This is a genomic window from Ruegeria sp. AF2, assembly GCF_056542025.1.
This window is the reverse complement of sequence record NZ_JBQFZC010000001.1, coordinates 1,228,058-1,250,137: the sequence shown is the minus strand read 5'-3', so window position 1 is coordinate 1,250,137 and position 22,080 is coordinate 1,228,058. Positions and strand designations below refer to the sequence as shown.

The window sequence follows — 22,080 nt, the reverse complement described above, 5'->3', positions numbered from 1 at the left end:
TTTATTCTTTCCGAACTCTTGGGGGCTTGGCGGGGCGCCAGTAGGCGCCGGTGTCTTCTCGTGCCGTCTGATAGCGTTCCACGCGGTCACGCGCGGCTGATCCCCCGGCGGCAAAGAGATGACCTAGCAGGCATTCAAGCACTGCCATCGCTCCGGAGAAGCTGGAAAAGTGATGTTGCGCGCGGGTACTGACAGGCAGCACGATGTCAGGGTCAACACCAGGGGCGATGACGTCGCTATCCGACAATAACGCGATGCGCATTCCGCGTTTACGCGCAAAACGCATGGATTGTATGGTGTCAGAGGAATAGGGGTGAACGGTAATAGCGAAAAGGCAGTCTGCTTCATCGGCCTCGAGCAAATCATCGATGGCTGATCCCATATGTCGCGGGATAAGCTGAAATCCTGGGTGTGCCATCCGGCCCGCATAGTGGAGATAATAGGCCAAAGCATAGCTGGCCCGGGTCGCGGTTATGAAACAGCGATTAGCTGCAATCATGTACTCTGTGACCTGTTGCATCAAATCAGGATCGGCCAGTCGCAGGGAGCGGGCTACGACGTTCAGTTCGTTTTGCGCAAACCCAGCTTGCGCAGCGCTGAATTGGTCCCCCGATTTCATGTGATCCAGCCAGCCCTGACCCAGCCGATCTTCTCGGTCTGTGACAAGGGTTTGGCGAAAGGGGCGTCTGAACGCATCAAAACTGTCGAACCCCATACGTTGTGCCAACCGAACCAGAACGTTTGAACTGACACCGATTTTCTCGGCGGTTAGTCGAACTGGGTCGAGCCCGAAATCGCCGGGATGGTCGATGATGTATTTCGCTGCGGCTTGCATTTGCTGAGGCAAGGTGTCGATTTCGTGCCGAAGCTGCTCGGTCAGTTGGGATGAGGTGTGTTGCATCCGATAAGAAAAACAAATGTTATGAAGAATGCAAATTGAAAACGTTGGCAGGTTGTCTAATTCGGGATCGTGCAAAACAGGTGACGGAATGTCAGAGACTGGTTCGAGGATGGCGGGAAGGCCATATGTGTTGGTGGCTCCGAACGGGGCGCGGCGGGGGCATGGGGATCATCCTGCGCTGCCGATCACAACGGACGAAATCGTCAAAGCTGCGAAGACGTGCAATCGGGCAGGTGCGCAAGGCCTGCACCTGCATGTTCGTGATCAGGCGGGTCAGCATTCGCTTGATGCGGGTTTGTATTGTGAAACCATTGCTGAACTGCGTGCTGCGGCCCCTGACATGGACATCCAGATTACGACAGAAGCTGCTGGCGTTTTCAGCGTTCAAGCACAACTTGCTTGTTTGCAAAATGTGCGCCCGGACTGGGCTTCGATTTCGGTGCGCGAGATTGCACGGTCGCCCGAACTTGCGCCAAAGGTCTACGCTCTGTGCGCGGAACAAGGGACTCGTGTTCAGCATATCCTCTATGATGTCGCTGACGTCGAGTTACTGACCCATTGGCAGGCTGAAGGGGTGGTAAATTCGGATCAGGTCGAGCGTCTGCTTGTCCTTGGTCGCTATGCCACGGCGCAGGAATCAAGCCCGTATGATCTGGATGTGTTTCCGCGCAACGCTGATCCATGGATGGTCTGTGCCTTTGGAGGGCAGGAGCATGCGTGCCTGCAAAAGGCCGCGCAGTTGGGCGGCGATGTGCGCGTTGGTTTTGAGAACAGCCTTTCCGGTCCGGATGGACAAGCCTGGGCTGACAATGCCGCATCCGTCGCGGCGCTGATTGATCTTCTGAAAAGGACGTCGACATGAGTCACGTATTTCCACGCCATACAAAGTCGGAACTGCCTGAGGCCGCTGGTGGTGACGGCTGTTATCTGATCGATTCAACCGGCCGTCGTTATTTGGATTGCGGGGATGCTGCCGTTTCATGCCTCGGCCATTCCAACGCCGCTGTGGTCAAAGCGGTGCAGGATCAGGTGGCGCAGATTGCGTTTGCGCATACCGGCTTTATGACCTCGGAACCGGCAGAGGCACTGGCTGATCTGCTGATTGAACACGCCCCCGGCGATCTGGACCGGGTCTACTTTGTCTCGGGCGGTTCAGAGGCGACCGAGGCTGCTATCAAACTGGCGCGGCAGTATTATCTTGAAACCGGTCAGCCAGAACGCCGCCATGTGATCGCGCGTCGGCAAAGCTATCACGGCAACACTTTGGGGGCACTTTCGGCGGGTGGCAATGAATGGCGGCGGGCGCAGTTTGCACCGATGCTGATCGAAATGACTCATATCGCTCCTTGCTATGAGTACGCCGAAAAGCCCGAGGATGAGAGCAGTTTTGAATATGGTCAGCGCGTTGCGAATGAGCTGGAGGCAGAAATCCTGCGCCTTGGGCCTGAAACGGTCATGGCTTTTATGGCAGAGCCGGTGGTTGGTGCGACGCTTGGGGCTGTTCCGGCAGTCGAGGGGTACTACAAGCGAATCCGTGAAATTTGCGATCAACACGGCGTTCTTCTGATCCTCGACGAAGTAATGTGCGGCATGGGTCGTACCGGGCATTTGTTTGCCTGTGATCATGACGATGTCGCGCCAGATATTCTTTGTATCGCCAAAGGGTTGGGGGCAGGGTATCAGCCTATCGGAGCGATGCTGTGTTCGGGTCGAATCTATGATGCGATCCGGGATGGATCGGGCTTCTTCCAGCATGGCCACACCTATATCGGTCATCCGGTTGCGACTGCGGCTGCGCTTGCCGTTGTACAGGAACTTACTTCTCGTGACCTGCCAGCGCGGGCCGGCGTAATGGGGGGCAAATTGCAGAGCATGTTGGAAAACAAGTTTGGCCAACACCCGAATGTCGGGGACATACGGGGCCGCGGCTTATTCCGAGGAATTGAGTTGGTCGAGGATCGGGATACGAAAACCCCGTTTGATCCGTCGCGTGGCGTGGCGGGCAAAATCAAGAAGGCAGCGATGGCCGAGGGATTGATCTGTTACCCGATGTCGGGAACGCGTGATGGACGCAACGGAGATCATATCCTCCTAGCACCGCCCTTTATCATCGAAGATGACCAACTGGTCGAGCTTGTAGACAAGCTGGATCGGGCGATATCCTCGGTGATCTGATTTAGGCGAGAAGCCAGAAAACAAAGAAGCCCCTCCGATTTCGGAGGGGCTTTTGTCATTCTACAAAAGAAAACCTACTTCTGTGGCAGCGGGCCAATCATCATGATCATCTGACGGCCTTCCATCTTGGGCATGTTCTCGATCTTGCCCAGATCCTTGACGTCTTCGGCCACACGTTCCAGCAGCTCACGCCCCAGGTTCTGGTGCGCCATCTCGCGGCCCCGGAAACGCAGGGTAACTTTGACCTTGTCGCCGTTTTCAAGAAACTTGAACACGTTGCGCATCTTGACGTCATAGTCATGCGTGTCGGTGTTGGGCCGGAACTTGACCTCTTTCACCTCAATGATCTTTTGCTTCTTGCGGGCTTCGCTTTCGCGTTTCTGCTGTTCGTACTTGAACTTGCCGAAATCCATGATTTTGCAGACCGGCGGGTTCGCGTTGGGCGAAATCTCAACCAGATCGAGGCCGACATCGGCGGCCATCTGCATGGCCTTTGCGGGATGAACCACCCCGACATTTTCACCTTCGGCGCCAATCAGGCGAATTTCGGGAGCACGGATCTTGTCATTGACGCGCGGGCCGGTATCTCGCTGTGGCGGCGCGTTGTGAGGTCTGCGGGCTATGGGTTCATTCCTTTGATGATTGCAGAATTTCGAGCCCGGAATTTAGACCGGGCTGAGAGGTGTTTCAAGCGGCATAAATTGCAAGCCGCATGAATTTTCCATGAATTTCGTGAGTTTTTGCCGGTTTAGGGTGTCGATAACTCCACCGGCAAACCCCATTAGCCCACAAATGCCTTTTCAATCACGAATTCCTTGGGTTCGGAATTTGCACCTTCTCGCAAGCCGAACTCTTCCAGAATTGCTTTGATGTCATGGTTGAAGGCAAGGCTGCCACAAACCATCGCGCGATCAGTATCTGGCTTGATACCACCTTCGATGCCCAGATCGGCAAATACGGTGCCGTCTTTTAACAGCTCGGTTATACGGCCCATCTTTGGGCTCTCTTCCCGCGTGGTGGTGGGATAATAGCGGATCTTGTCGGCGAAACCGTCACCAATCAGTTCGGCCAGCAACTCGTCCTGTTTGACGCCCTCGATCAACTCGCGACCGTAATCCAGTTCAGCTACGTCGCGGCAGGTATGGGTGATGATAACCTCGTCATAATCCTCATAGGTCTGCGGTTCACGCAGCAGCGACGCGAAGGGCGCAAAGCCTGTGCCGGTGGCGAAGAACCAGATGCGCTTGCCGGGCAGCAATGCGTCATGCACCAGCGTGCCGACGGGTTTGGGCCGAAGAATGATCTGATCACCAGGCTGGATGTGCTGCAGTTTTGAGGTCAGCGGGCCATCCTGCACTTTGATCGAGTAGAATTCCAGTTCCTCATCCCATGAAGGCGAGGCGATGGAATATGCGCGCAACAGCGGTTTGCCATTATCGCCCAGTAGGCCGATCATAACGAACTCACCCGAGCGAAAGCGCAAGGAAGCCGGGCGCGACACCTTGAAAGAGAACAGGCGGTCGGTCCAATGTTTGACCTCGGTCACAGTCTGGGCGTCGGGCAGAACGGGGGCCTTAACGGCGGTTGCTTCACTCACGGATTTCATCTCTGTCATCATTTCACTGCCGGTCTGCTAAACCGGTATCTCCGTTTAATCTTTGATCCAAGTCAGGAAAAGGGGCAGATTGCCCCTTTCGTATCACAGGTTGGCGATGGCGGGTCAGCCGCGCAGGCGGGCCTGGTAGTTGTTGTCCTGCCAATTGGCCCGGGCCAGCCACTGATCTTCGGGCTGCCGGTTCGCCAAGGTGTCATCAATTTCGACTTCGTCAAAGCCGCTACGACGCGCCATGGCGTATTGGTCTGCAAGAACATGGCCTTTTGCCCGCAGGCGACCTGTATAACCTTTCAGACGCAGAACACGCGCGATGGTGAAACCGCGCCCATCCGCTGAGGATGGAAAGTCCACGCGCACCATTTGGGCGCTGCCCAGCCGGTCAAACAGTTCATCGGGGTCAGTGTCCGAGGCGATATCCAGCGCAACCACGTCATTCGCTGCATCGTCCAGCGTGACATAGCCATCGGTCCAATCATCGGGGGCAAAGCCCTCGTCGTTTACGATTACGTTCATGTTTTCTCTCCGATGCGCACCATTTTTCCATCAACGAAATGGATGCCGCATTCTTCCTTGTTCTGATCGCGCCAGCGCCCGGCGCGGGGGTCTTCGCCTTCTTTGACCGGCGAGGTGCAGGGCGCACAGCCGATCGAGGGGTATCCTTTGGCCACCAGCGGATGCCGGGGCAGGTTGTTTTCGTCCATATAGGCGCGCACATCCTCGGGTGCCCAATGGGCCAGCGGGTTGACCTTGATCCGGCCGGTTCCGTCCTCGACCTCGAAAAAGTCCAGCGCGGCACGGGTGCCGGACTGAAACCGTTTGCGCCCGGTGATCCAGCCACAATACCCAGTCAGAGCTTTCTGCAGCGGGAAGGTCTTGCGCAGGTTGCAGCAAGCATCGGTGTCACGCAGACGTAACGCGCCATAAGGATCGTCGCGCTGAACATCTTCATCCTCGGCGCGGATGATCTGCACATTGCGCAGGCCCAGACGCTCGCTGACCTCCTGCTGGTATTCCAGCGTTTCGGCAAACAGCATCTGGGTGTCCACGAACAGCACTGGGGTCATCTTGTCGACCACTGCAGCCATATGCAGCAACACCACCGATTCCGCGCCAAAGCTGGAGACCAGAGCAAGCTCCTCGATCTCGTCCAAAGCGCCATGCATCACATCATGGGCACTGTGGTGGCGGAAGCGGGCGTTCAGCGCCTCGACCTTTTCGGTCAGTTCGGCGCGGTCAGCCCCCAGTTCCGTTTGGATCAGGTCAAGCGGCATTGGCCTGTGCCTCGGGGTAGAGCGCCGCTTTGAACGGTGCCATGCCAACGCGGCGATAGGTCTGCAAGAAGGTCTCTTCGGCGCTGTCGCGCTGCTCCAGATATGTGTCGACGATGCGCTCTACCGCCGGAACGATCTCGTCATAGGCGAAGCCCGGGCCAGTACGATCACCGATGGCGGCGGATTCGGTACCGTCACCACCCAGAGTGATCTGGTAGTTTTCGACGCCAGCGCGGTCTAGGCCAAGAATGCCGATGTGACCCACATGGTGGTGACCACAGGCGTTGATGCAGCCTGAAATCTTGATCTTCAGGTGACCGATATCATGCTCCAGCTTCAAGTCTTCGAACCGGGTCGCGATTTCCTGCGCCACGGGAATCGAACGTGCCGTCGCCAGTGCGCAGTAATCCATACCGGGACAGGCGATAATGTCGCTGATCAAGCCGATGTTGGCGGTCGCCAACTCGTGTTCTTTCAGCGTTGCGTGGATCGCGGGCAGGTCGGATTTGTGGACATGGGGCAGGATTACGTTCTGCTCATGGCTGATACGCAGTTCGTCATAGGCGAACTCTTCGGCCAGATCGGCCATCACGCGCATCTGCTCGGCAGTCGCATCGCCCGGCGTCTGGCCGTGCTTCTTGATCGAGATCGTGACGATCGCGTGGTCCGCGTTCTTGTGCGGCGCGATGTTGGTGTCGACCCACGAACGGAAGACCGGATCGTTGGTATAGGCACTCTCGAACGAGGCAACGGAACCATCACGGAAGGCTGGAGGCGCAAAGTGGCCTTTGATTTTGTCCAGCAGGTTCATATCCGCGCCTTTGAATTGCGGGCGAACCTTCAAAAAGCGTTCGTTCACTTTGGCACGGATGGCGTCGATACCATGCTCGTGCACGGTGATCTTGATACGTGCCTTGTACTTGTTGTCGCGACGGCCGATCTGGTTCCACACGGAAACGGTGGCCTCAAGATAGGCCAGCAGGTCGTCAAAGGCGACGAATTCCGATAGCTCTTTGCCGATCATGGGCGTACGGCCCAGACCACCGCCAACGATGACGCGGGCACCCAGAACGCCATCACGCTCGACCAGTTGCAGGCCGATGTCATGCGCCTTGATCACGGCGCGGTCATTCTCGCTGCCGGTGATGGCGATCTTGAATTTGCGCGGCATGAACTGGAATTCAGGATGGTCGGTCGACCACTGGCGCAGCAGTTCGGCATAGGGGCGCGGATCAGCGACCTCATCCGCGGCGGCACCGGCGAAATGATCGGCGGTCACGTTGCGGATGGTGTTACCCGAGGTCTGGATGGCGTGCATGCCAACCTCGGCCAGTGCGTCCAGCATATCCGGCACGTCGTTCAGCTTCGGCCAGTTGTACTGAATGTTCTGACGGGTGGTAAAATGGCCGTAACCTTTGTCCCATTTCTCGGCCAGCAAAGCGAGCTGACGCATCTGAGCACTGGACAGCGTGCCATATGGAATAGCGACCCGCAGCATATAAGCGTGCAATTGCAGATACAGACCATTCATCAGGCGCAGTGGCTTGAATTCGTCTTCAGTCAGCGAACCGTCAATGCGACGCTCAACCTGCGCACGGAACTGCGCGTTGCGTTCTGCCAAAAATGCTGTGTCGAACTCGGAGTAGCGATACATGTTTAGCTGTCCTTAGTTGCAGCCCCGGACCCGGGGCCTTGAAGGGGAGAGAGAATGGCCTGAGATCAGGCCCGAGGCTGCGGGGAGGTTTCCTGTTTGCCGTGGGCATAGTTGGACGGACCAGTCCGGCGGAAATCCTCCCGAAAGTGGGTGGGTTCGGGGCCGTTTTCTCCGGCCACCGCGTCGGCAAGATAGGCGCCGACGATCTTGTTGGCCTGACGCGCGGCATCCAGCAGACGAACCTGCGCGTGAGCTTCGTCCGTGATCAGTTCGGCATCGGACAACTCGCGCGACCACCGGTCATCTTCGGTCTGGTAAATCACATCACCTTCCAACAAGTCGTTGGCGGTGACGACTTTGGGGGTAAAAGCGCGGGCCATCAGGCAAGCTCCTTATTGAAAACCGAGACTTTGTGCGGGTATTGCGCAACTCGGGCGACGCCGGGTTTGTGAATGCGCATATTTGTTTGTTTGACCTGCATCGGATCATCTCGTGACTGATTTGACTTGAGTGCCAATATAGGAAATATTCCCGTCAAATCGCCATATGCGCGAAGAAATAAGAACAAACGTTCTATATGCGGTGAGTGAAAGAAGGTTTGTTCTGAATTGGAAGGGAAATTGGAATGTCGGTGCGAATAGACGACACGGATCGGAAAATTCTAGCCGAGCTGCAACGGGATGCCAGCCAGTCGCTTGACGAAATCGCAGCCCGTGTAGGGAGCTCCAAGACGCCGGTTTGGAATCGCATTCGCAAGCTGAAGGGGGCAGGAGTCATTGGCCAGCAGACCGTATTGCTGGATGCCGAAGCGTTGGGCTTTGAGGCCACATTCTTTGTGCTGATCCGTACGTCGGAACATGAAGCGGAGTGGCAGCAGAAGTTCCTGAAAGCGTTGCGCGATCGTCCAGAGGTTCAGGAAGCGCACCGATTGGCGGGAGACATTGATTACATTCTGAAAGTGCGCGTCAAGAACGCGCGTGCGTATGATGCGTTTTATCAGGCGTTGATTTCAGAGGTGCGAGTGCACAACGTAACAGCCTTGCTTTCGATGGAAGAGATCAAATCGACCACCATGCTACCACTGAAGTCTGTCGGATAGGATGAAGCGTGAATGGGGGCGCCGCCCCCGCCGCCCGAAGGCGACTCCCCCGAGATATTTATGGCCAAATGAAGCACGGATCCGGGTTTCTTGACAGGATATTAAGTCAGCCCGTTACCATGAGTTTGGTCAGCCCGTGGAAATGGTAGCTGTCCGAATACTGCGGCTCTGCCGTCAGCTTTAGCTTTGGGCATTGCTGGAACAGCATGGGCAGGGCGATCCGCATCTCAAGCCGGGCCAGCGGAGCGCCTACACAGAAGTGAAGGCCACCACCAAAGCTAGTATTGGCGCTTACATCTCGCATCGGGTCGAATGTATCGGGTTGGGACCAAGCAGCAGGGTCGCGATTGGCGGCGCCCAGAAGCAAGGCAACTTCGTCACCAGGCGCAAAGCGGTGACCGAAGAGTTCAATATCTTCATAGGCATAGCGTCTGAACATGTGCAGTGGTGGATCGAAACGCAGGATTTCCTCGACTGCGCCGTCGATGGTGCCGGGCGTCAGGACATACTGCTGTGTACCCGTCGTCAACATAGTCTTCACGCCATTGCCGATGGCGTGCACGGTGGCTTCGTGACCGGCGTTCAGCAACAAAATGCAGGTCGTGATCAGTTCGTCGCGCGAGAGTTTTTCACCATCTTCCTCTGCCGCGATCAACCGGGTGATCAGATCGTCACGCGGGTCAGTGCGGCGTTTTTCGATGTATTCTTCGAGATAGGTGGTAAAGGCTTGTGTGGCACGGACGGCTTCGTCTTCGGTCTGGCGCGTCCGGTTTGCCTGATACATGGCCACCATGGCGTGCGACCACTGCAACAGTTGCGGTGCCATGTCTTCCGGCACACCAAGCAGACGGCAGATCGTGATCACGGGGACCTGGGTGCAATAGGCCTCCAGCAGATCGAAGGGGCCAGCGGGGAACTGCTTGATCAAATCGTGGCACAACTGTTCAGTGGACCCCTCAAGCGCCGTGATCGCGCGAGAGGTAAACGCCCGCAGTACCAGAGAACGCAATCGAGTATGACGCGGGGGTTCAAGCTCTAACATCGAATGGGATTCGACTTCTAGCCAGGGTGCAAGATGGTCTGGGCCGGGTTTTGCAAGTTCCGCCGGGATTTCACGCCCGAAGCGCCGATCGCGCAGCAGAATTTGCACCGCTTTGTGCGAGACAGCCGCGACAAGGCCGTAGTCTTTCCAGTAGAACAGATCGCCCGACTGACGTGCGCTGACATAAAAGGGGTATGGGTTTTGCACGAATGCCGGGTCGGTCGGGGATTGGGTCAGCGTCTTCATGCGGTGCAGACTTGCCATGGCGGCTGCTGAATGCAAGACCCTAGATATGCAACGTTTTTGGATCATAGCCGGTTTCTTATGCGCGGTCGGATTGCTGTCAGCGGCGGTCTGGACTTATGGCTATCGTCAGGCCCTGTCGCAACTGAGCGAGAAGGCCGAGGCCGATTTAGAACTGGCCGCCGACCGTCTGAGCACTCAAATGCAGGTCTATCAGGAAGTGGCCGCCTTGATGGCGGACCATCCTGCTTTGCAGGAGCTAGAAACATCAGAACAGCAACGGGCCGCCCGAAAGGTGCTGCTGGATGTGGCAGACAAAACCGCTGCCGTTAACGTTATGTACCTGAATCCGGAGGGTCAGGTTCTGGTCGCGGCCCAACCGGTGACGCAGCGCGATATGTCCGCACATCCGGCCTTCGAGCGCGCCATGCAGGGGGCCCTGGGCAGCGCACATGGGGTCGAAGACGCAAGCAGTGACCGCATTTATTCATACGCGGCCCCATCATTCGGGGATTTGGGCCAAATAGAAGGCGCGTTGATGGTTCTGGCCGATGTGCAGGATGTGGAACAAACATGGCGCGGCAGTACCGATGCGGTGTTTTTCGTTGATACGGATGGGGTTGTCTTTATCTCGAACCGATCGGATCTGCTACTATGGCGCCGCGGGCAAGGGCAGCAAGGGCTGATGTCACCAGAAGGTGAGAATGTCGATTTCGCCTCAACCCGGATTGCGGGATATGAAGTGTGGAAGCTCAATTGGGGTCGCTATCTGCCCCGTCGCGCCCTGCATCTGACGCTCGATCTTCCGGTGATTGCGATGACCGCAGAGATGCTGGTTGATGTCGCCCCGGCGCGCCGGTTGGCGGGGTTGCAGGCGGCGGCGGTTGCGGCGATCTGTTTCGCCTTTGGTGCTTTGTTGTTTCTGGCCTCGGAACGCCGTCGGACACTTGCAGAGGCAAATACCGTGCTGGAAAGCCGGGTCGCGCAACGTACGCGCGCTTTGACGGCGGCTAATAGCGCTTTGCGTCACGAAGTTGCCGAGAGGCAGGAGGCGGAAGCCGCGCTCAAACAAGCGCAGGCCGATTTGGTTCAGGCTGGTAAGTTGAGCGCTTTGGGCAAGATGTCGGCAGGCATCAGTCATGAATTGAACCAGCCCTTGATGGCGATTCAGCAGTTTGCCGACAACGGATCTGCTTTTCTTGAGCGCGGCAAGGGCCAGAGAGCTGGCGAAAATCTGGGCCGCATTTCCGATATGGCCGCACGCATGGCGCGGATCATCAAGAACCTGCGGGCCTTTGCGAGAAATGAAAGCGAACCAATGGGGCGCGTTGATCTGGTTCAGGTTCTGAACACTGCCACAGAATTGACCGAGGCGCGCCTGCGCGATGAGAACGTCGCGTTGGAGTGGGTGCCGCCAAAGACTGCGGTCTATGCTTGGGGTGGAGAGGTGCGTCTGGTGCAGGTGTTTGTCAACCTAATCAATAATGCAGCGGATGCGATGGTCGATCGACCGACGCGCAGAATATTGGTCACTCTGTCAGGGGGAAAGCCTATTCGCGTGTCGGTGCGGGATACCGGACCCGGCATCGAGGACCCCGACCGCGTGTTTGAGCCGTTCTACACCACAAAAACGGTTGGGACGTCCGAAGGGATGGGTCTGGGGCTGTCGATATCCTACGGTCTGGTTCAGAGCTTCGGGGGGGATATTCGCGGTGCCAACACGGACGAGGGTGCTGAATTCACGGTTGAACTGGAACCCTTTGAAGAAGATGAGGCAGCATGATCCGCAAAGTGCTTTTGGTCGATGATGATGCCGCCGTACGTGAGGCCTTGGCGCAAACCCTCGAATTGGCCGAGTATGAACCGGTCACCGCGGGATCTTTCGTGGCCGCAAAGGATCATATTCATCGTGACTTCGGCGGTGTGATCATCTCGGATATTCGCATGCCGGGGCGGGATGGGTTTCATCTGCTCGCATACGCGCGCGAGGTTGATCCTGAGCTTCCGGTGGTATTGCTGACAGGTGAAGGCGATATCCCGATGGCGGTACAGGCCATGGGGCAGGGAGCATTTGATTTTCTGGAAAAGCCCTGTGCAGCAGCGGACTTATTGGCGGTACTCGAGCGAGCCTTCGCAGCGCGCGCAGAAATTCTGCAGGAACGCGAGCAACGGCGCGAACTTGAGCGTGGCGATCCCGCAGCACGCATGCTGTTTGGGTTGTCAGATCAAGCCGAGGCCTTGCGTGAGCGAGTGCGGAGCGTAGCGCCAACACGGGCCGAGGTACTGGTTACCGGGCCAGCGGGTAGCGGAGTTTCAAAGGTCGCTGAAGTTGTCCATCTGATGTCTCCGGTTGGACAGGGGCCATTTGTCAAACGCCCTGCCTCAGGCCTGAACCCGGATGATTTGTTGCGTGTCTGTAAGGATGCGGCAGGCGGATCGCTGTATCTGGATGAGATCTCGGCGATGTCGGATGCCACGCAATACGCCGCGCTGGAACTGATCGAACAAGGGACGGAAGCCAGAATCATCGCAGGGGCAACGGCCGATTTGTCGGACCTTACTGCACAGGGAAGGTTCAATGCCGATCTGTTCTATAGGTTGGATGTCATGCGGGTGCGAATCCCGGCCCTGTCAGAACGGCCCGAGGATATCCCCGTCATCTTTCGCCGCTATGTGGCGCAGGCCGCTGAGCAGGCCGGGATTGCGGAACCTGAAGTGACACCCGAGCATCTGGCCTCGCTGATGGCGCAGGATTGGCCGGGCAATGCCCGATCGTTGATGTCGGCGGCAATGCGGTTTGTGTTGGGGATGCCGGATGAGGTTGCACAGGCCGCTGATCTGGGGTTGAGCGAGCAATTGGCGCGTGTTGAGAGGTCTTTGCTGATTGCAGCCCTTGGGCGCCACAATGGCAAGGCTGCGGATGCCGCCAAGGCACTGAAGCTGCCGCGCAAAACTTTTTATGACAAGCTGACCCGCTACCACATTAGGCCAGAAGACTATCGTCGTTAGCAAAACACTTCCGCTAGGGCGAACTGCGGTTGCGCTGTGGCTTAAGCGAGCGATTCGCTCGCATCGATTCGGATATTGTGCGGAAATTCGCACAAGGTGCTGACTACCTGTGCGAAAAATCGCACAGCGTAGTTCTGCCGAAACACCAGATTTATAACGGACATCATTTAACCGTAAGAAATTATTTGGAAAAAACAGATTTCAGCAACATCTAAACAAAATGTTGAGAGTGAGGAGCCGATTCGGTTCACTCCGCAACATACGGCGCTGATTGGGCGCTCGATGGAAGTTTTAGGGAAGTCTGGGAGGATAAGACTGATGAAATTCCTGACAACGGCAGCAACCGCAATCGCACTGTCCGTGACAGCGACCGCTGGTGTAGCAGCTTGCGATGATGGCGAGATCGTCGTGAAGTTTGCGCATGTGACCAATACGGACAAACACCCCAAGGGCATCGCCGCTTCGCTGCTTGAGCAGCGCGTCAATGACGAGATGAACGGCGTGATGTGCATGGAGGTTTATCCGAACTCCACTCTTTACAACGATGACAAGGTTCTTGAAGCGATGCTGCAGGGCGACGTGCAGTTGGCCGCGCCCTCGCTGTCGAAGTTTGAGAAATTTACAAAGCAATTCCGCCTGTTCGATCTGCCGTTCATGTTCAAGAACATCGATGCTGTGGATGCGTTCCAAGCCTCGGCTGATGGTCAGGCGATGAAAGACAGCATGCAGCGCCGCGGCCTGCAGGGGCTGGCATTCTGGCACAATGGCATGAAACAGATGTCTGCGAACAAGCCGTTGGAAGATCCTTCGGATGCGAACGGCCTGAAGTTCCGCGTTCAGTCTTCGGACGTATTGGTTGCCCAGATGGAAGCAATTGGTGGCAGCCCTCAGAAGATGGCGTTCTCGGAAGTGTACGGTGCTCTGCAACAGGGCGTTGTTGACGGGCAGGAAAACACCTGGTCGAACATCTACGGCAAGAAGTTCTTCGAGGTGCAGGACGGCATCACAGAAACGAACCACGGTATCATCGATTATCTGGTTGTAACCTCAGTTGACTGGCTGGACAGCCTGGAGCCTGAAGTTCGCGATCAATTCCTGACGATTCTCGCCGAAGTGACCGAGACTCGTAACAAGGAGGCCTTTTCCGTAAACGAAGCTGCCAAGGCTTCGATCACTGACGCAGGGGGCATCATCCGGGAACTGAACCCCGAGCAGCGCCAGGCCTGGGTCGATGCGATGAAGCCAGTCTGGGATAAATTTGCCAGTGACGTTGGTCAGGACAAGATCGACGCCGCACAGGCGATCAACGCCGGGTTCTGATCCCGGTTCAAGCCACGCGTCCGGGGACTGGGGAGTTATGGACGCATAGGCTGGGCGGGCCTTAGTGGCCCGCCACACTCCCACCACTCTCATCAAAAAAATGCGGGGACAGAGAGATGTCTGGTGCGAAACCCGACCAAGGCGGGCTGGTCGACCATATCGAAGAAACCATGATTGCGTGCCTGTTGGGTCTGATGACAATTGTCACCTTCGCCAATGTGATCGCGCGGTTTGTATTCAATTCTAACATTCTTTGGGCGCTGGAACTGACAGTATTCACCTTCGGTTGGTTGGTGCTGCTGGGTGCGTCTTATGCAGTGAAAAAGCATGCACATCTGGGTGTTGATGCGATCCTGAACATGCTGGCCCCCGCGCCACGCCGGGTTTTGGCGCTGATAGCCGTGGCTTGCTGTCTGGTGTTTTCTCTGCTCCTGCTCAAGGGTTCGTATGACTACTGGGCAGTGTTTGCCGATCTGCCGCCCACCTCGGGTCGCTGGTTTCCGACCGGCTTTGACATGAGTGCGCGCAGCCAGAGCTTCTATGAAGTTGATGATATCCCGATGGTCGCGCCGCTGCGGTTTCTGGAAGATATGATCAACTATGGCGAGTATTACGAGAAACTGCCCAAGGTCGTTCCGTATTTCGTTCTGCCTCTTTCGATGTTGCTGCTGGTGATCCGTTTTGCACAGGTCGCAGTACAGATTTGGCGCGGTGAAACTGATCGCCTTGTAGCTAGCCACGAGGTCGAGGACGAGATCGAAGAAGTCCGCGCCCAGCAGGGGGAGCATGACTGATGGACGTCGTACTACTTTTCTCGATGGTCATTGGCCTATTGTTGATCGGAGTTCCGATTGCGGTGGCACTTGGTCTCAGCTCGACCCTCTTCCTGCTGATCTATTCCGACAGCTCATTGGCTTCGGTCGCTGGCACGCTGTTCGAGGCATTTGAGGGGCATTTCACCCTCTTGGCTATCCCGTTTTTCATTCTCGCGTCATCTTTCATGACCACAGGTGGAGTGGCGCGGCGGATCATCCGGTTCTCGATCGCATGTGTAGGGCACTTGCCCGGAGGTCTGGCAATTGCTGGCGTCTTCGCGTGTATGTTGTTTGCGGCCTTGTCGGGTTCGTCTCCGGCGACAGTTGTCGCAATCGGGTCGATCGTCATCGCTGGCATGCGTCAGGTGGGCTATTCCAAGGAATTCGCCGCCGGTGTGATCTGTAACGCAGGTACACTGGGCATTCTGATTCCGCCATCAATCGTGATGGTGGTCTATGCGGCAGCCGTGGAGGTTTCGGTCGGGCGGATGTTCCTTGCGGGCGTTATTCCGGGTTTGATGGCCGGTCTGATGCTGATGATCACCATTTACGTCATGGCCAAGGTCAAGAACCTTCCCAAAGGCGATTGGAAAGGTTGGGGCGAAGTCTTCACGTCAGCACGCGAGGCCGGCTGGGGTCTGTTCCTGATCGTCATCATCCTCGGCGGTATCTACGGAGGTATCTTTACCCCGACCGAGGCCGCGGCTGTTGCTGCCGTCTATGCGTTCCTGATCGCAAGTTTTGTCTACAAGGATATGGGTCCGCTCAGCACCGAAGGGGATGCGCAGAACATCTCGCTGCTCAAGAAACCCTATGCGTTGATCACGGCCTTTGTGCACCCCGACACCAAGCATACACTTTTCGAGGCGGGCAAACTGACTGTCACGCTGCTGTTCGTGATCGCCAACGCGCTGATCCTGAAACATGTGCTGACGGATGAGCAGGTGCCCCAGCATATCGCAAGCGCCATGCTATCGGCGGGTCTGGGGCCAGTGACTTTCCTGATTGTGGTCAACGTGATCCTGCTGATCGGTGGCCAGTTCATGGAGCCCTCAGGTCTGCTGGTCATTGTGGCCCCGCTGGTGTTCCCGATTGCCATCGAGCTGGGCATCGATCCTATCCATCTGGGCATCATCATGGTGGTGAACATGGAGATCGGGATGATCACGCCTCCGGTCGGGTTGAACTTGTTCGTAACCTCGGGCGTGGCGGGTATGCCGATGATGAGTGTTGTGAAGGCAGCGTTGCCGTTCTTGGCCGTGCTGTTCGTCTTCCTCATCATGGTTACTTACATCCCGTGGATTTCGACATTCCTGCCCAACACTTTCATGGGGCCTGAGATCATAACCAACTAGATCGGTTAAACCGAGCATATGAACCGGGCGGTGTAATCCGCCCGGTTTTTTTGTCTTGAAACTGATGCTTAAACCCATATCTGAGGATCAGAGGACGACCTCACCATCATGGACGATTATTCGGGACGACCCGATCTCGGAAAGTGAGGTGTTCTTATGCCCTGGATATTACTGTTGTTTGCTGGCCTGCTCGAAATCGTCTGGGCCGTCGCGATGAAGCAGACCGCTGGTTTCACGCGGCTGTGGCCGACGGCGATCATGGGTGTTGCGATGATCGGGTCATTTGGCCTGCTTGCAATGGCCATGCGGGATCTGCCGCTTGGTACCGCCTATACGATCTGGACCGGGATCGGCGCAGTAGGGGCGTTCACTGTTGGCGTCCTTTTCCTGGGCGAAGCGCTGACGCCCATGCGGATCGGCGCTGCGGTTCTAATCGTGACGGGTTTGGTCATCATGAAACTGGCCTAAGCGTTGACCGCCAGATTGGTGTCGGGCAGCTTTGCGAAACAACTCCGAACAAAGGACACCTGCATATGCTGACCGAAACCGATGCACGCTTGCTGCGCGTTGCCTATGATGAGGCGAAAGCTGGATTTGACGAAGGAGGCTGCCCAATCGGTTCAGTGCTTGCGCGGGGTGGTGAGGTCGTTGCGCAAGGGCGTAATCAGCGTGTCCAACTGGGCGACCCGATTGCCCATGGGGAAATGGATGCGCTGCGCAAGGCAGGGCGGCAGAAGACCTATCGCGATACTGTGCTCTATACCTCGCTGTCGCCTTGCATGATGTGTTCTGGCACGATCGTACAGTTCGGTATCCCGCGTGTTGTGATCGGAGACACCGTGAATTTTGGCGGCAATGAGGACTTCCTGCGCGATCGCGGTGTAGAGGTCATCATCGCAGATGACCCGGACTGCATTACATTGATGAAGCGTTTTATCGAAGAGAAGCCCGCGCTTTGGGCCGAAGATATTGCCGAATGAGGTTGGCGATCAGGCGTGTTCAAGCGCCTGAATGATGCCCGAGAAATCATTTGCTTTCAGACTGGCGCCACCCACCAACGCTCCGTCAACATTTGAAACGCCAAAAATCTCGGCAGCATTACCGGGTTTGACCGATCCGCCATACAGCAGGCGGACTGACCGGCCGACACCTTCGCCAAATCGGCGTTCCAGACGTGCGCGTATGAAATCGTGCACTTCTCCGATCTCTTCCAAAGTTGGAACCTTGCCGGTGCCGATGGCCCAGATCGGCTCATATGCGACAATCAGGTTCTCGCCTGTCGCTTGATCCGGGATCGAACCCGACATCTGTCCACCGATGATATCCAGAGTATTTGCTGCTTCGCGCTGCTCAAGGCTTTCACCGACGCAGATGATCGTCTTCAGGCCTGCATCCATGGCGGTGCGGGCTTTGGCACGGATGTCTTCGTTCTGCTCAGCATGATCTTCACGGCGCTCGGAATGGCCAAGGATCACTGCGCTTGCCCCTGCATCCAACAGCATCTCGGCACTCAGATCCCCGGTATGCGCACCCGAGAGCGCCGCGTGGCAGTCTTGGCCACCAACGGTAATGCCCGAACCTTCAACCGTATTTGCCGCGCGATGAAGCAAAGTAGCTGGTGGGCATATCAGGATTTCTACCGCAGAAGATGGGTGCGAGGCTTTCAACGCTTCTAACTCGCTCAGCGCAACGCCAGTTCCGTTCATTTTCCAGTTGCCTGCCGCCAACTTACGCCGCATCGCGATACCTCCGGTTTTCTGCTTTGAACCCTCGGATATCACCCGCAGGCGGGACTGACAATTCCGGTTGCATAGCGCTACGTGTCGGGACACATTGCGCGCGTTGTCGCGGAGGATGGCATGATAGACGATCTCGATCTCGCCAAATTGGATCTGCGTGATCCAGCTGAGATGGAAAAGCTGAGACATGCTGTTCGCCAGATCGGATTTCTAACAATCTCCAATTCCGGCCTCGATGCCGCCCGTGTGCAGCTGGTGATTGACGCGTATCGCGATTTTTTTCGTCAACCCGATGAGATCAAGCAGAGCGTCGATATGGCAGCTACGGGTGCCAACCGCGGTTGGGGTGCGCTGCGTTCCGAACAGGTGGATCTCAGGGCGAACCCGGATTTCAAAGAAGTCTTTGATAGCGGTTTTGAACTGCCAGCCGATGATCCCTATGCGGGGCGTGGATTAAGTGTGTATGCCCCAAATCTCTGGCCAGACGGGGCCGACGCGTTTCGGAGAACGATCCAGAGTTACTATTCAGACGCCTGCTCAGTTGCCATTCGCGTTTTGCGCGCGATTGCGATTGCCATCGGTAGGGATGCAAACAGTTTTGATGCGGCCTTTGATACGCCAATGGCGCTGCTGCGCGGTAACTTCTATCCCCAACGCCCTGATTGGGCAGGAGAAAAGGACTTTGGTATCGGCGCGCATACGGATTATGGCTGCCTGACTTTGCTGGCCACGGACGGCACACCGGGTCTGGAAGTTCGTATGCCTGATGGCGATTGGCAAGCTGTAAACGCCACACCGGGACAATTCATAATCAATTTCGGCGAGATGCTGGAGTTTTGGACCGCAGGAGAAGTCAAAGCGACCGAGCATAGGGTCAAAGGCAGCGTGAACGAGAGGATCTCGGTTCCGTTGTTCTTCAATCCTTCTTACGACACAAATGTTGCGCCGCCGGGTTCATACGCCACGATCCGCGCCGGAGAGCACCTGACGCGGCGATTTAATGAGACCTACGTCCACCTAAAAGCTGCGAGTTAGCGTTGTTCAGCCAAGGTTTCGTCGAACTTGATCGATTCTCCGCATCCGCATGCATCGACTACATTCGGGTTTCGGAACTTAAACCCGGCCTCAAGCAGTGAAACCTCGTAGTCGATCTCGGTTCCGAACAGGAACATCTGTGCCATGGGGGCGATCATCACACGCGCGCCATCCTGCTCGACCACTTCGTCATTCGGGTCGGCATCATCGACATAGTCCATGGTGTATTCCATCCCCGCGCAGCCGCCTTTCTTGACGCCGATGCGCAATCCGGTGTGACCGCCGGATTTCATAAGCCGAACAATCTGTTCAGCAGCTTTAGGTGTCATGGTCACGGCTTGTTTGCCGGGAATGCCAAACATGGTGGGCTCCGTTATCGCGCGTTATCTCTAATCTAAGGCCGACACGCGCCGGGCTCAAGAGAGAGCCTGTTCAAATATACACTCCGCGCAGGGTTGTCACGATGGTGCGCGAAGCTTTAGCGTATCTGAAGTAAAGGACAGGCATTCCAGAGAGGTTTGGATCGATGAGAGCGCAGAACTGGGCAGGAGCAGCCATTTTCACATCTATGTTGCTGGCGTCCGCGTCTGCGGCACTTGCGATAGATGACACAAAACGGCACCCGGTCAACTGTGCTACCGCACCCGGTGATCTGCGCGCAATCGCAGCTGAAAAGAAACATGCCGAGGACCAGCAGGCTGAAAGCGTGTTCTCGATCCTCCCTGCCGGTGCCTTGCTGGGTCTCGTCACAGGAACCGAGAGCAAGCACCTGAAGATGCTGTCAGGCGACTATATAAAAGAGCTGGACGCGCGCGCTGCTGAAATCAAGTCGACCTGTAACATCGAATAATCAAACAAAAAGGGCCGCTCTCGGGCAAGAGCGGCCCGGAATGGGCCCATTGAATGGGGGATGGCTATGGTCAGAGGCCCATGCAATTCACGAAGTATGTCAATTTAGCGGGGCAATCGGATAAGACGCCCGCTACTCGACATCCTGCGCCAGCACGTCCAGCAGATCGAAAAACGCATGCTTAATCACTGGGTCAGTACCTGAGGACCTTGTGACCCAGCATTGTGACAACATGAAAACGGTTAAGTAACACGCAGTACACCGTTTTGTAACATCGCCATGTTTTTTGTGAGTAAATCGGGCGTTACATGAAACCCAGCTCAAGCCGGGCTTCATCTGACATCATTTCCATGCCCCAAGGTGGCTCCCAAGTCAGTTCGACGTCGACCTCTTTGACGCCTGCAACGGGTTCGATTGCTTCCACGATCCAACCGGGCATTTCGCCTGCGACAGGACAACCTGGTGCAGTGAGGGTCATGATCACCTTGACCGCGTTTTCTCCGGTGATGTCGATCGTATAGATCAGACCGAGATCGTAGATATTGACTGGTATTTCTGGGTCAAACACCGTCCGGCAAGCTTCGACCACGGGTTCGTAGAGCGGGTGATCGATGGTCGAGGGAGCGATTAGGGGGCTGCCTTCGAACTGTTCACTGGGGTGGGTCATTGATGCCTCGGGTCTGTTACCTGAGAAATTATATAGGGAAAGTGCCGGGCAGCGTCCAGAGGTGCCGTGGCGCCTGATTTGGGCGCCACGACAGATCAGTCGTTGATGTCGTGCTTGAAGGTTTTGACTTGGCCGTGCGGCAAGGCAAACATACGGCGCAGAACCAGCCATGCGACCAGTGACAGAACGGCAAATATCAACAGCAGAACAGGCAGGGATGGCGTGAGGCCAGGGACCAGCAAAACCACTCCGGTAATGGCTGCGCCGATGGCAAAACCCAGGAAAATGAAGCCGGGCAGCGCGACCTCAAGGATGCCCAGAGCAAGCGCTCCGGCCAACCAAATCCACCACGTCAGCCAGAAAGGATCGGCCATCATTTTCCTCCTTTAAGCATGTTAAAGGCATTGCCGAAGGCTTCAAGTGCGTTTGCAGGCACAACGATGGTCTGCGAGCCGGTGCCGTTGCCCAGGGCGTTCAGCGATTCCACCTGTTTCAACGCAACCTGATACTGTGCCGCTTCCAGCCCGTTGTCCTGAATGGCCTTTGCTACGACCTGAGTCGCATAAGCTTCGGCCTCAGCCGAGATTCGGCGGGCCTTGGCGGTCTGCTCTGCCGCATAAAGTTCGGCATCTGCTTGCAGCTCAACGGCACGCTTTTGGCCCTCGGCCTCGGTGACCTGTGCGCGGCGGGCACGTTCGGCGTTCAATTGCTGCAACATCGCGTCACGAGTGGCCTGATCAAGATTTACGTCCAGAATCTCGGCGCGGGTTACTTCGATCCCCCAATCGTCAACAGCGGTTTCTACGCTTTCCTGAATACGTTCAATCAGTTGCGCCCGGTTCGATTGCACTTCATCCAGGTCCATCTTGCCGATCTCGGCGCGGACGATACCGGCTACAGTCGTTGCAATCGCACCGTCGACATCGCGGATGCGATAAACCGTCTTTTCCGGCTCGAGAATGCGGTAGAACACCGAGGTATCGATCTGCACCAGAACGTTGTCCTTGGTAATTGCGTCTTGCGTTGCGTTTGGCAACTGACGCTCAAGGATGGATATCTTGTGGCGGGCAACATCTAGAAAAGGAACGATAAAATTGATCCCGGGCCCAAGCACCGAATGCAGGCGGCCAAACCGTTCAACCACGTACTTTTCGGATTGAGGCACGATTTTGATGCCTTTGAATATGACAATGGCAATAAGCGCCGCTGCCAGCAGGTAGATAATGTTCGAAGTAATCAGTCCGATAATCTGGTCTTCTATCATACTGTCCTCATTTATTGTGTACTATG

Annotated in this window: 25 protein-coding genes; 12 read left to right on the top strand and 13 right to left on the bottom strand. The window is 56.4% G+C overall.

From position 1 onward, the window contains the following. Position 1: 1 nt before the first annotated feature. Positions 2–901 carry a MurR/RpiR family transcriptional regulator gene (locus tag ACR0NM_RS06205; protein WP_480613642.1) on the bottom strand — a complete coding sequence of 300 codons (900 nt, stop codon included), beginning with the start codon at positions 899–901 and terminating at the stop codon, positions 2–4. Positions 902–989: 88 nt separating this feature from the next. On the opposite strand from ACR0NM_RS06205, the gene ACR0NM_RS06200 reads away from it, so the two are divergent. Both ACR0NM_RS06200 and ACR0NM_RS06195 read left to right on the top strand, forming a co-directional pair. Continuing rightward, positions 990–1,763 (top strand): beta-keto acid cleavage family enzyme, encoded by a 774-nt coding sequence (locus tag ACR0NM_RS06200; RefSeq protein WP_480613640.1) that lies wholly within the window; start codon positions 990–992, stop codon positions 1,761–1,763. Beyond that, on the top strand, positions 1,760–3,076 hold the full coding sequence (locus tag ACR0NM_RS06195; RefSeq protein WP_170732058.1) for an aspartate aminotransferase family protein: 1,317 nt from the start codon (positions 1,760–1,762) through the stop codon (positions 3,074–3,076). The genes ACR0NM_RS06200 and ACR0NM_RS06195 overlap by 4 nt, the downstream gene beginning before the upstream one ends. 74 nt (positions 3,077–3,150) lie before the next feature. Here ACR0NM_RS06195 and infC read toward each other — a convergent pair whose 3' ends face one another. The 6 genes from infC to ACR0NM_RS06165 form a co-directional block, all read right to left on the bottom strand. Beyond that, positions 3,151–3,612 (bottom strand): translation initiation factor IF-3, encoded by a 462-nt coding sequence (gene infC, locus ACR0NM_RS06190; RefSeq protein WP_238528775.1) that lies wholly within the window; start codon positions 3,610–3,612, stop codon positions 3,151–3,153. Between the two features lie 245 nt (positions 3,613–3,857). After that, entirely contained in the window at positions 3,858–4,691 is an 834-nt protein-coding gene (locus ACR0NM_RS06185) for a ferredoxin--NADP reductase (RefSeq protein ID WP_170595767.1), read from the bottom strand. A gap of 105 nt (positions 4,692–4,796) precedes the next feature. After that, a complete protein-coding gene (locus ACR0NM_RS06180; RefSeq protein WP_170393227.1) occupies positions 4,797–5,204 on the bottom strand; it encodes a DUF934 domain-containing protein in 408 nt (135 codons plus the stop codon). Continuing rightward, complete coding sequence (locus ACR0NM_RS06175) at positions 5,201–5,962, bottom strand: phosphoadenylyl-sulfate reductase (RefSeq protein WP_170510600.1); 762 nt, start codon at positions 5,960–5,962, stop codon at positions 5,201–5,203. Before ACR0NM_RS06175 ends, ACR0NM_RS06180 begins: the two co-directional genes overlap by 4 nt. After that, positions 5,952–7,616, bottom strand: coding sequence for a nitrite/sulfite reductase (locus ACR0NM_RS06170; protein ID WP_170645978.1), 1,665 nt, complete (start codon positions 7,614–7,616; stop codon positions 5,952–5,954). Before ACR0NM_RS06170 ends, ACR0NM_RS06175 begins: the two co-directional genes overlap by 11 nt. A 65-nt stretch (positions 7,617–7,681) precedes the next feature. Then, entirely contained in the window at positions 7,682–7,996 is a 315-nt protein-coding gene (locus ACR0NM_RS06165) for a DUF2849 domain-containing protein (RefSeq protein WP_170393224.1), read from the bottom strand. A gap of 245 nt (positions 7,997–8,241) precedes the next feature. Here ACR0NM_RS06165 and ACR0NM_RS06160 point away from each other — a divergent pair, with 245 nt between their 5' ends. Continuing rightward, positions 8,242–8,715, top strand: coding sequence for an Lrp/AsnC family transcriptional regulator (locus ACR0NM_RS06160; RefSeq protein ID WP_010439761.1), 474 nt, complete (start codon positions 8,242–8,244; stop codon positions 8,713–8,715). Positions 8,716–8,821: 106 nt separating this feature from the next. On the opposite strand, the gene ACR0NM_RS06155 is transcribed toward ACR0NM_RS06160, so the two are convergent. Next, the gene (locus ACR0NM_RS06155; RefSeq protein ID WP_480613933.1) at positions 8,822–10,003 is read right to left on the bottom strand and encodes a cytochrome P450; all 1,182 of its coding nucleotides are present in this window, start codon (positions 10,001–10,003) and stop codon (positions 8,822–8,824) included. Between the two features lie 46 nt (positions 10,004–10,049). On the opposite strand from ACR0NM_RS06155, the gene ACR0NM_RS06150 reads away from it, so the two are divergent. From ACR0NM_RS06150 to ACR0NM_RS06120, 7 genes are all read left to right on the top strand, one after another. Next, entirely contained in the window at positions 10,050–11,783 is a 1,734-nt protein-coding gene (locus tag ACR0NM_RS06150) for an ATP-binding protein (protein WP_170595762.1), read from the top strand. Beyond that, positions 11,780–13,009 carry a sigma-54-dependent transcriptional regulator gene (locus ACR0NM_RS06145; RefSeq protein WP_170393221.1) on the top strand — a complete coding sequence of 410 codons (1,230 nt, stop codon included), beginning with the start codon at positions 11,780–11,782 and terminating at the stop codon, positions 13,007–13,009. The genes ACR0NM_RS06150 and ACR0NM_RS06145 overlap by 4 nt, the downstream gene beginning before the upstream one ends. Positions 13,010–13,327: 318 nt before the next feature. Then, a complete protein-coding gene (locus tag ACR0NM_RS06140) occupies positions 13,328–14,329 on the top strand; it encodes a DctP family TRAP transporter solute-binding subunit (RefSeq protein WP_304621967.1) in 1,002 nt (333 codons plus the stop codon). Between the two features lie 116 nt (positions 14,330–14,445). Continuing rightward, on the top strand, positions 14,446–15,123 hold the full coding sequence (locus ACR0NM_RS06135) for a TRAP transporter small permease (RefSeq protein ID WP_480613637.1): 678 nt from the start codon (positions 14,446–14,448) through the stop codon (positions 15,121–15,123). Then, the gene (locus tag ACR0NM_RS06130) at positions 15,123–16,499 is read left to right on the top strand and encodes a TRAP transporter large permease (protein ID WP_170393218.1); all 1,377 of its coding nucleotides are present in this window, start codon (positions 15,123–15,125) and stop codon (positions 16,497–16,499) included. The genes ACR0NM_RS06135 and ACR0NM_RS06130 overlap by 1 nt, the downstream gene beginning before the upstream one ends. A 156-nt stretch (positions 16,500–16,655) precedes the next feature. Then, positions 16,656–16,967, top strand: a complete 312-nt coding sequence (locus ACR0NM_RS06125; protein ID WP_170595757.1) for a DMT family transporter — start codon at positions 16,656–16,658, stop codon at positions 16,965–16,967. 65 nt (positions 16,968–17,032) lie between these two features. Continuing rightward, entirely contained in the window at positions 17,033–17,479 is a 447-nt protein-coding gene (locus ACR0NM_RS06120) for a nucleoside deaminase (protein ID WP_480613635.1), read from the top strand. 9 nt (positions 17,480–17,488) lie between these two features. On the opposite strand, the gene tpiA is transcribed toward ACR0NM_RS06120, so the two are convergent. Continuing rightward, the gene (gene tpiA / locus ACR0NM_RS06115) at positions 17,489–18,238 is read right to left on the bottom strand and encodes a triose-phosphate isomerase (protein ID WP_480613633.1); all 750 of its coding nucleotides are present in this window, start codon (positions 18,236–18,238) and stop codon (positions 17,489–17,491) included. Positions 18,239–18,358: 120 nt separating this feature from the next. On the opposite strand from tpiA, the gene ACR0NM_RS06110 reads away from it, so the two are divergent. Next, complete coding sequence (locus tag ACR0NM_RS06110; protein ID WP_480613631.1) at positions 18,359–19,273, top strand: isopenicillin N synthase family dioxygenase; 915 nt, start codon at positions 18,359–18,361, stop codon at positions 19,271–19,273. On the opposite strand, the gene ACR0NM_RS06105 is transcribed toward ACR0NM_RS06110, so the two are convergent. Further along, positions 19,270–19,635, bottom strand: a complete 366-nt coding sequence (locus ACR0NM_RS06105) for a HesB/IscA family protein (RefSeq protein WP_170465407.1) — start codon at positions 19,633–19,635, stop codon at positions 19,270–19,272. The two genes, ACR0NM_RS06110 and ACR0NM_RS06105, sit on opposite strands and share 4 nt — an antisense overlap. A 164-nt stretch (positions 19,636–19,799) precedes the next feature. Here ACR0NM_RS06105 and ACR0NM_RS06100 point away from each other — a divergent pair, with 164 nt between their 5' ends. Further along, positions 19,800–20,123 carry a hypothetical protein gene (locus ACR0NM_RS06100; protein WP_170393212.1) on the top strand — a complete coding sequence of 108 codons (324 nt, stop codon included), beginning with the start codon at positions 19,800–19,802 and terminating at the stop codon, positions 20,121–20,123. A gap of 304 nt (positions 20,124–20,427) precedes the next feature. Here ACR0NM_RS06100 and ACR0NM_RS06095 read toward each other — a convergent pair whose 3' ends face one another. The 3 genes from ACR0NM_RS06095 to ACR0NM_RS06085 all read right to left on the bottom strand — a co-directional run bounded on the left by ACR0NM_RS06095 (position 20,428) and on the right by ACR0NM_RS06085 (position 22,054). Further along, positions 20,428–20,790, bottom strand: a complete 363-nt coding sequence (locus tag ACR0NM_RS06095) for an SUF system Fe-S cluster assembly protein (protein ID WP_170393211.1) — start codon at positions 20,788–20,790, stop codon at positions 20,428–20,430. Positions 20,791–20,885: 95 nt separating this feature from the next. Next, positions 20,886–21,164: an NfeD family protein gene (locus tag ACR0NM_RS06090; protein ID WP_480613629.1), complete on the bottom strand. Its 279-nt coding sequence runs from the start codon at positions 21,162–21,164 to the stop codon at positions 20,886–20,888. After that, positions 21,164–22,054 (bottom strand): SPFH domain-containing protein, encoded by an 891-nt coding sequence (locus ACR0NM_RS06085; protein ID WP_170393209.1) that lies wholly within the window; start codon positions 22,052–22,054, stop codon positions 21,164–21,166. Before ACR0NM_RS06085 ends, ACR0NM_RS06090 begins: the two co-directional genes overlap by 1 nt. Between the last annotated feature and the right edge of the window lie 26 nt (positions 22,055–22,080).

Bases quoted from the DNA above. Each gene is read 5' to 3' on its own strand.
- ACR0NM_RS06205 (WP_480613642.1), bottom strand. From the start codon at position 901: ATGCAACACACCTCATCCCAACTGACCGAGCAGCTTCGGCACGAAATC.
- ACR0NM_RS06200 (WP_480613640.1), top strand. From the start codon at position 990: ATGTCAGAGACTGGTTCGAGGATGGCGGGAAGGCCATATGTGTTGGTG.
- ACR0NM_RS06195 (WP_170732058.1), top strand. From the start codon at position 1,760: ATGAGTCACGTATTTCCACGCCATACAAAGTCGGAACTGCCTGAGGCC.
- ACR0NM_RS06185 (WP_170595767.1), bottom strand. From the start codon at position 4,691: ATGACAGAGATGAAATCCGTGAGTGAAGCAACCGCCGTTAAGGCCCCC.
- ACR0NM_RS06180 (WP_170393227.1), bottom strand. From the start codon at position 5,204: ATGAACGTAATCGTAAACGACGAGGGCTTTGCCCCCGATGATTGGACC.
- ACR0NM_RS06175 (WP_170510600.1), bottom strand. From the start codon at position 5,962: ATGCCGCTTGACCTGATCCAAACGGAACTGGGGGCTGACCGCGCCGAA.
- ACR0NM_RS06170 (WP_170645978.1), bottom strand. From the start codon at position 7,616: ATGTATCGCTACTCCGAGTTCGACACAGCATTTTTGGCAGAACGCAAC.
- ACR0NM_RS06165 (WP_170393224.1), bottom strand. From the start codon at position 7,996: ATGGCCCGCGCTTTTACCCCCAAAGTCGTCACCGCCAACGACTTGTTG.
- ACR0NM_RS06160 (WP_010439761.1), top strand. From the start codon at position 8,242: ATGTCGGTGCGAATAGACGACACGGATCGGAAAATTCTAGCCGAGCTG.
- ACR0NM_RS06155 (WP_480613933.1), bottom strand. From the start codon at position 10,003: ATGAAGACGCTGACCCAATCCCCGACCGACCCGGCATTCGTGCAAAAC.
- ACR0NM_RS06150 (WP_170595762.1), top strand. From the start codon at position 10,050: ATGCAACGTTTTTGGATCATAGCCGGTTTCTTATGCGCGGTCGGATTG.
- ACR0NM_RS06145 (WP_170393221.1), top strand. From the start codon at position 11,780: ATGATCCGCAAAGTGCTTTTGGTCGATGATGATGCCGCCGTACGTGAG.
- ACR0NM_RS06140 (WP_304621967.1), top strand. From the start codon at position 13,328: ATGAAATTCCTGACAACGGCAGCAACCGCAATCGCACTGTCCGTGACA.
- ACR0NM_RS06135 (WP_480613637.1), top strand. From the start codon at position 14,446: ATGTCTGGTGCGAAACCCGACCAAGGCGGGCTGGTCGACCATATCGAA.
- ACR0NM_RS06130 (WP_170393218.1), top strand. From the start codon at position 15,123: ATGGACGTCGTACTACTTTTCTCGATGGTCATTGGCCTATTGTTGATC.
- ACR0NM_RS06125 (WP_170595757.1), top strand. From the start codon at position 16,656: ATGCCCTGGATATTACTGTTGTTTGCTGGCCTGCTCGAAATCGTCTGG.
- ACR0NM_RS06120 (WP_480613635.1), top strand. From the start codon at position 17,033: ATGCTGACCGAAACCGATGCACGCTTGCTGCGCGTTGCCTATGATGAG.
- tpiA (WP_480613633.1), bottom strand. From the start codon at position 18,238: ATGCGGCGTAAGTTGGCGGCAGGCAACTGGAAAATGAACGGAACTGGC.
- ACR0NM_RS06110 (WP_480613631.1), top strand. From the start codon at position 18,359: ATGATAGACGATCTCGATCTCGCCAAATTGGATCTGCGTGATCCAGCT.
- ACR0NM_RS06105 (WP_170465407.1), bottom strand. From the start codon at position 19,635: ATGTTTGGCATTCCCGGCAAACAAGCCGTGACCATGACACCTAAAGCT.
- ACR0NM_RS06100 (WP_170393212.1), top strand. From the start codon at position 19,800: ATGAGAGCGCAGAACTGGGCAGGAGCAGCCATTTTCACATCTATGTTG.
- ACR0NM_RS06095 (WP_170393211.1), bottom strand. From the start codon at position 20,790: ATGACCCACCCCAGTGAACAGTTCGAAGGCAGCCCCCTAATCGCTCCC.
- ACR0NM_RS06090 (WP_480613629.1), bottom strand. From the start codon at position 21,164: ATGGCCGATCCTTTCTGGCTGACGTGGTGGATTTGGTTGGCCGGAGCG.
- ACR0NM_RS06085 (WP_170393209.1), bottom strand. From the start codon at position 22,054: ATGATAGAAGACCAGATTATCGGACTGATTACTTCGAACATTATCTAC.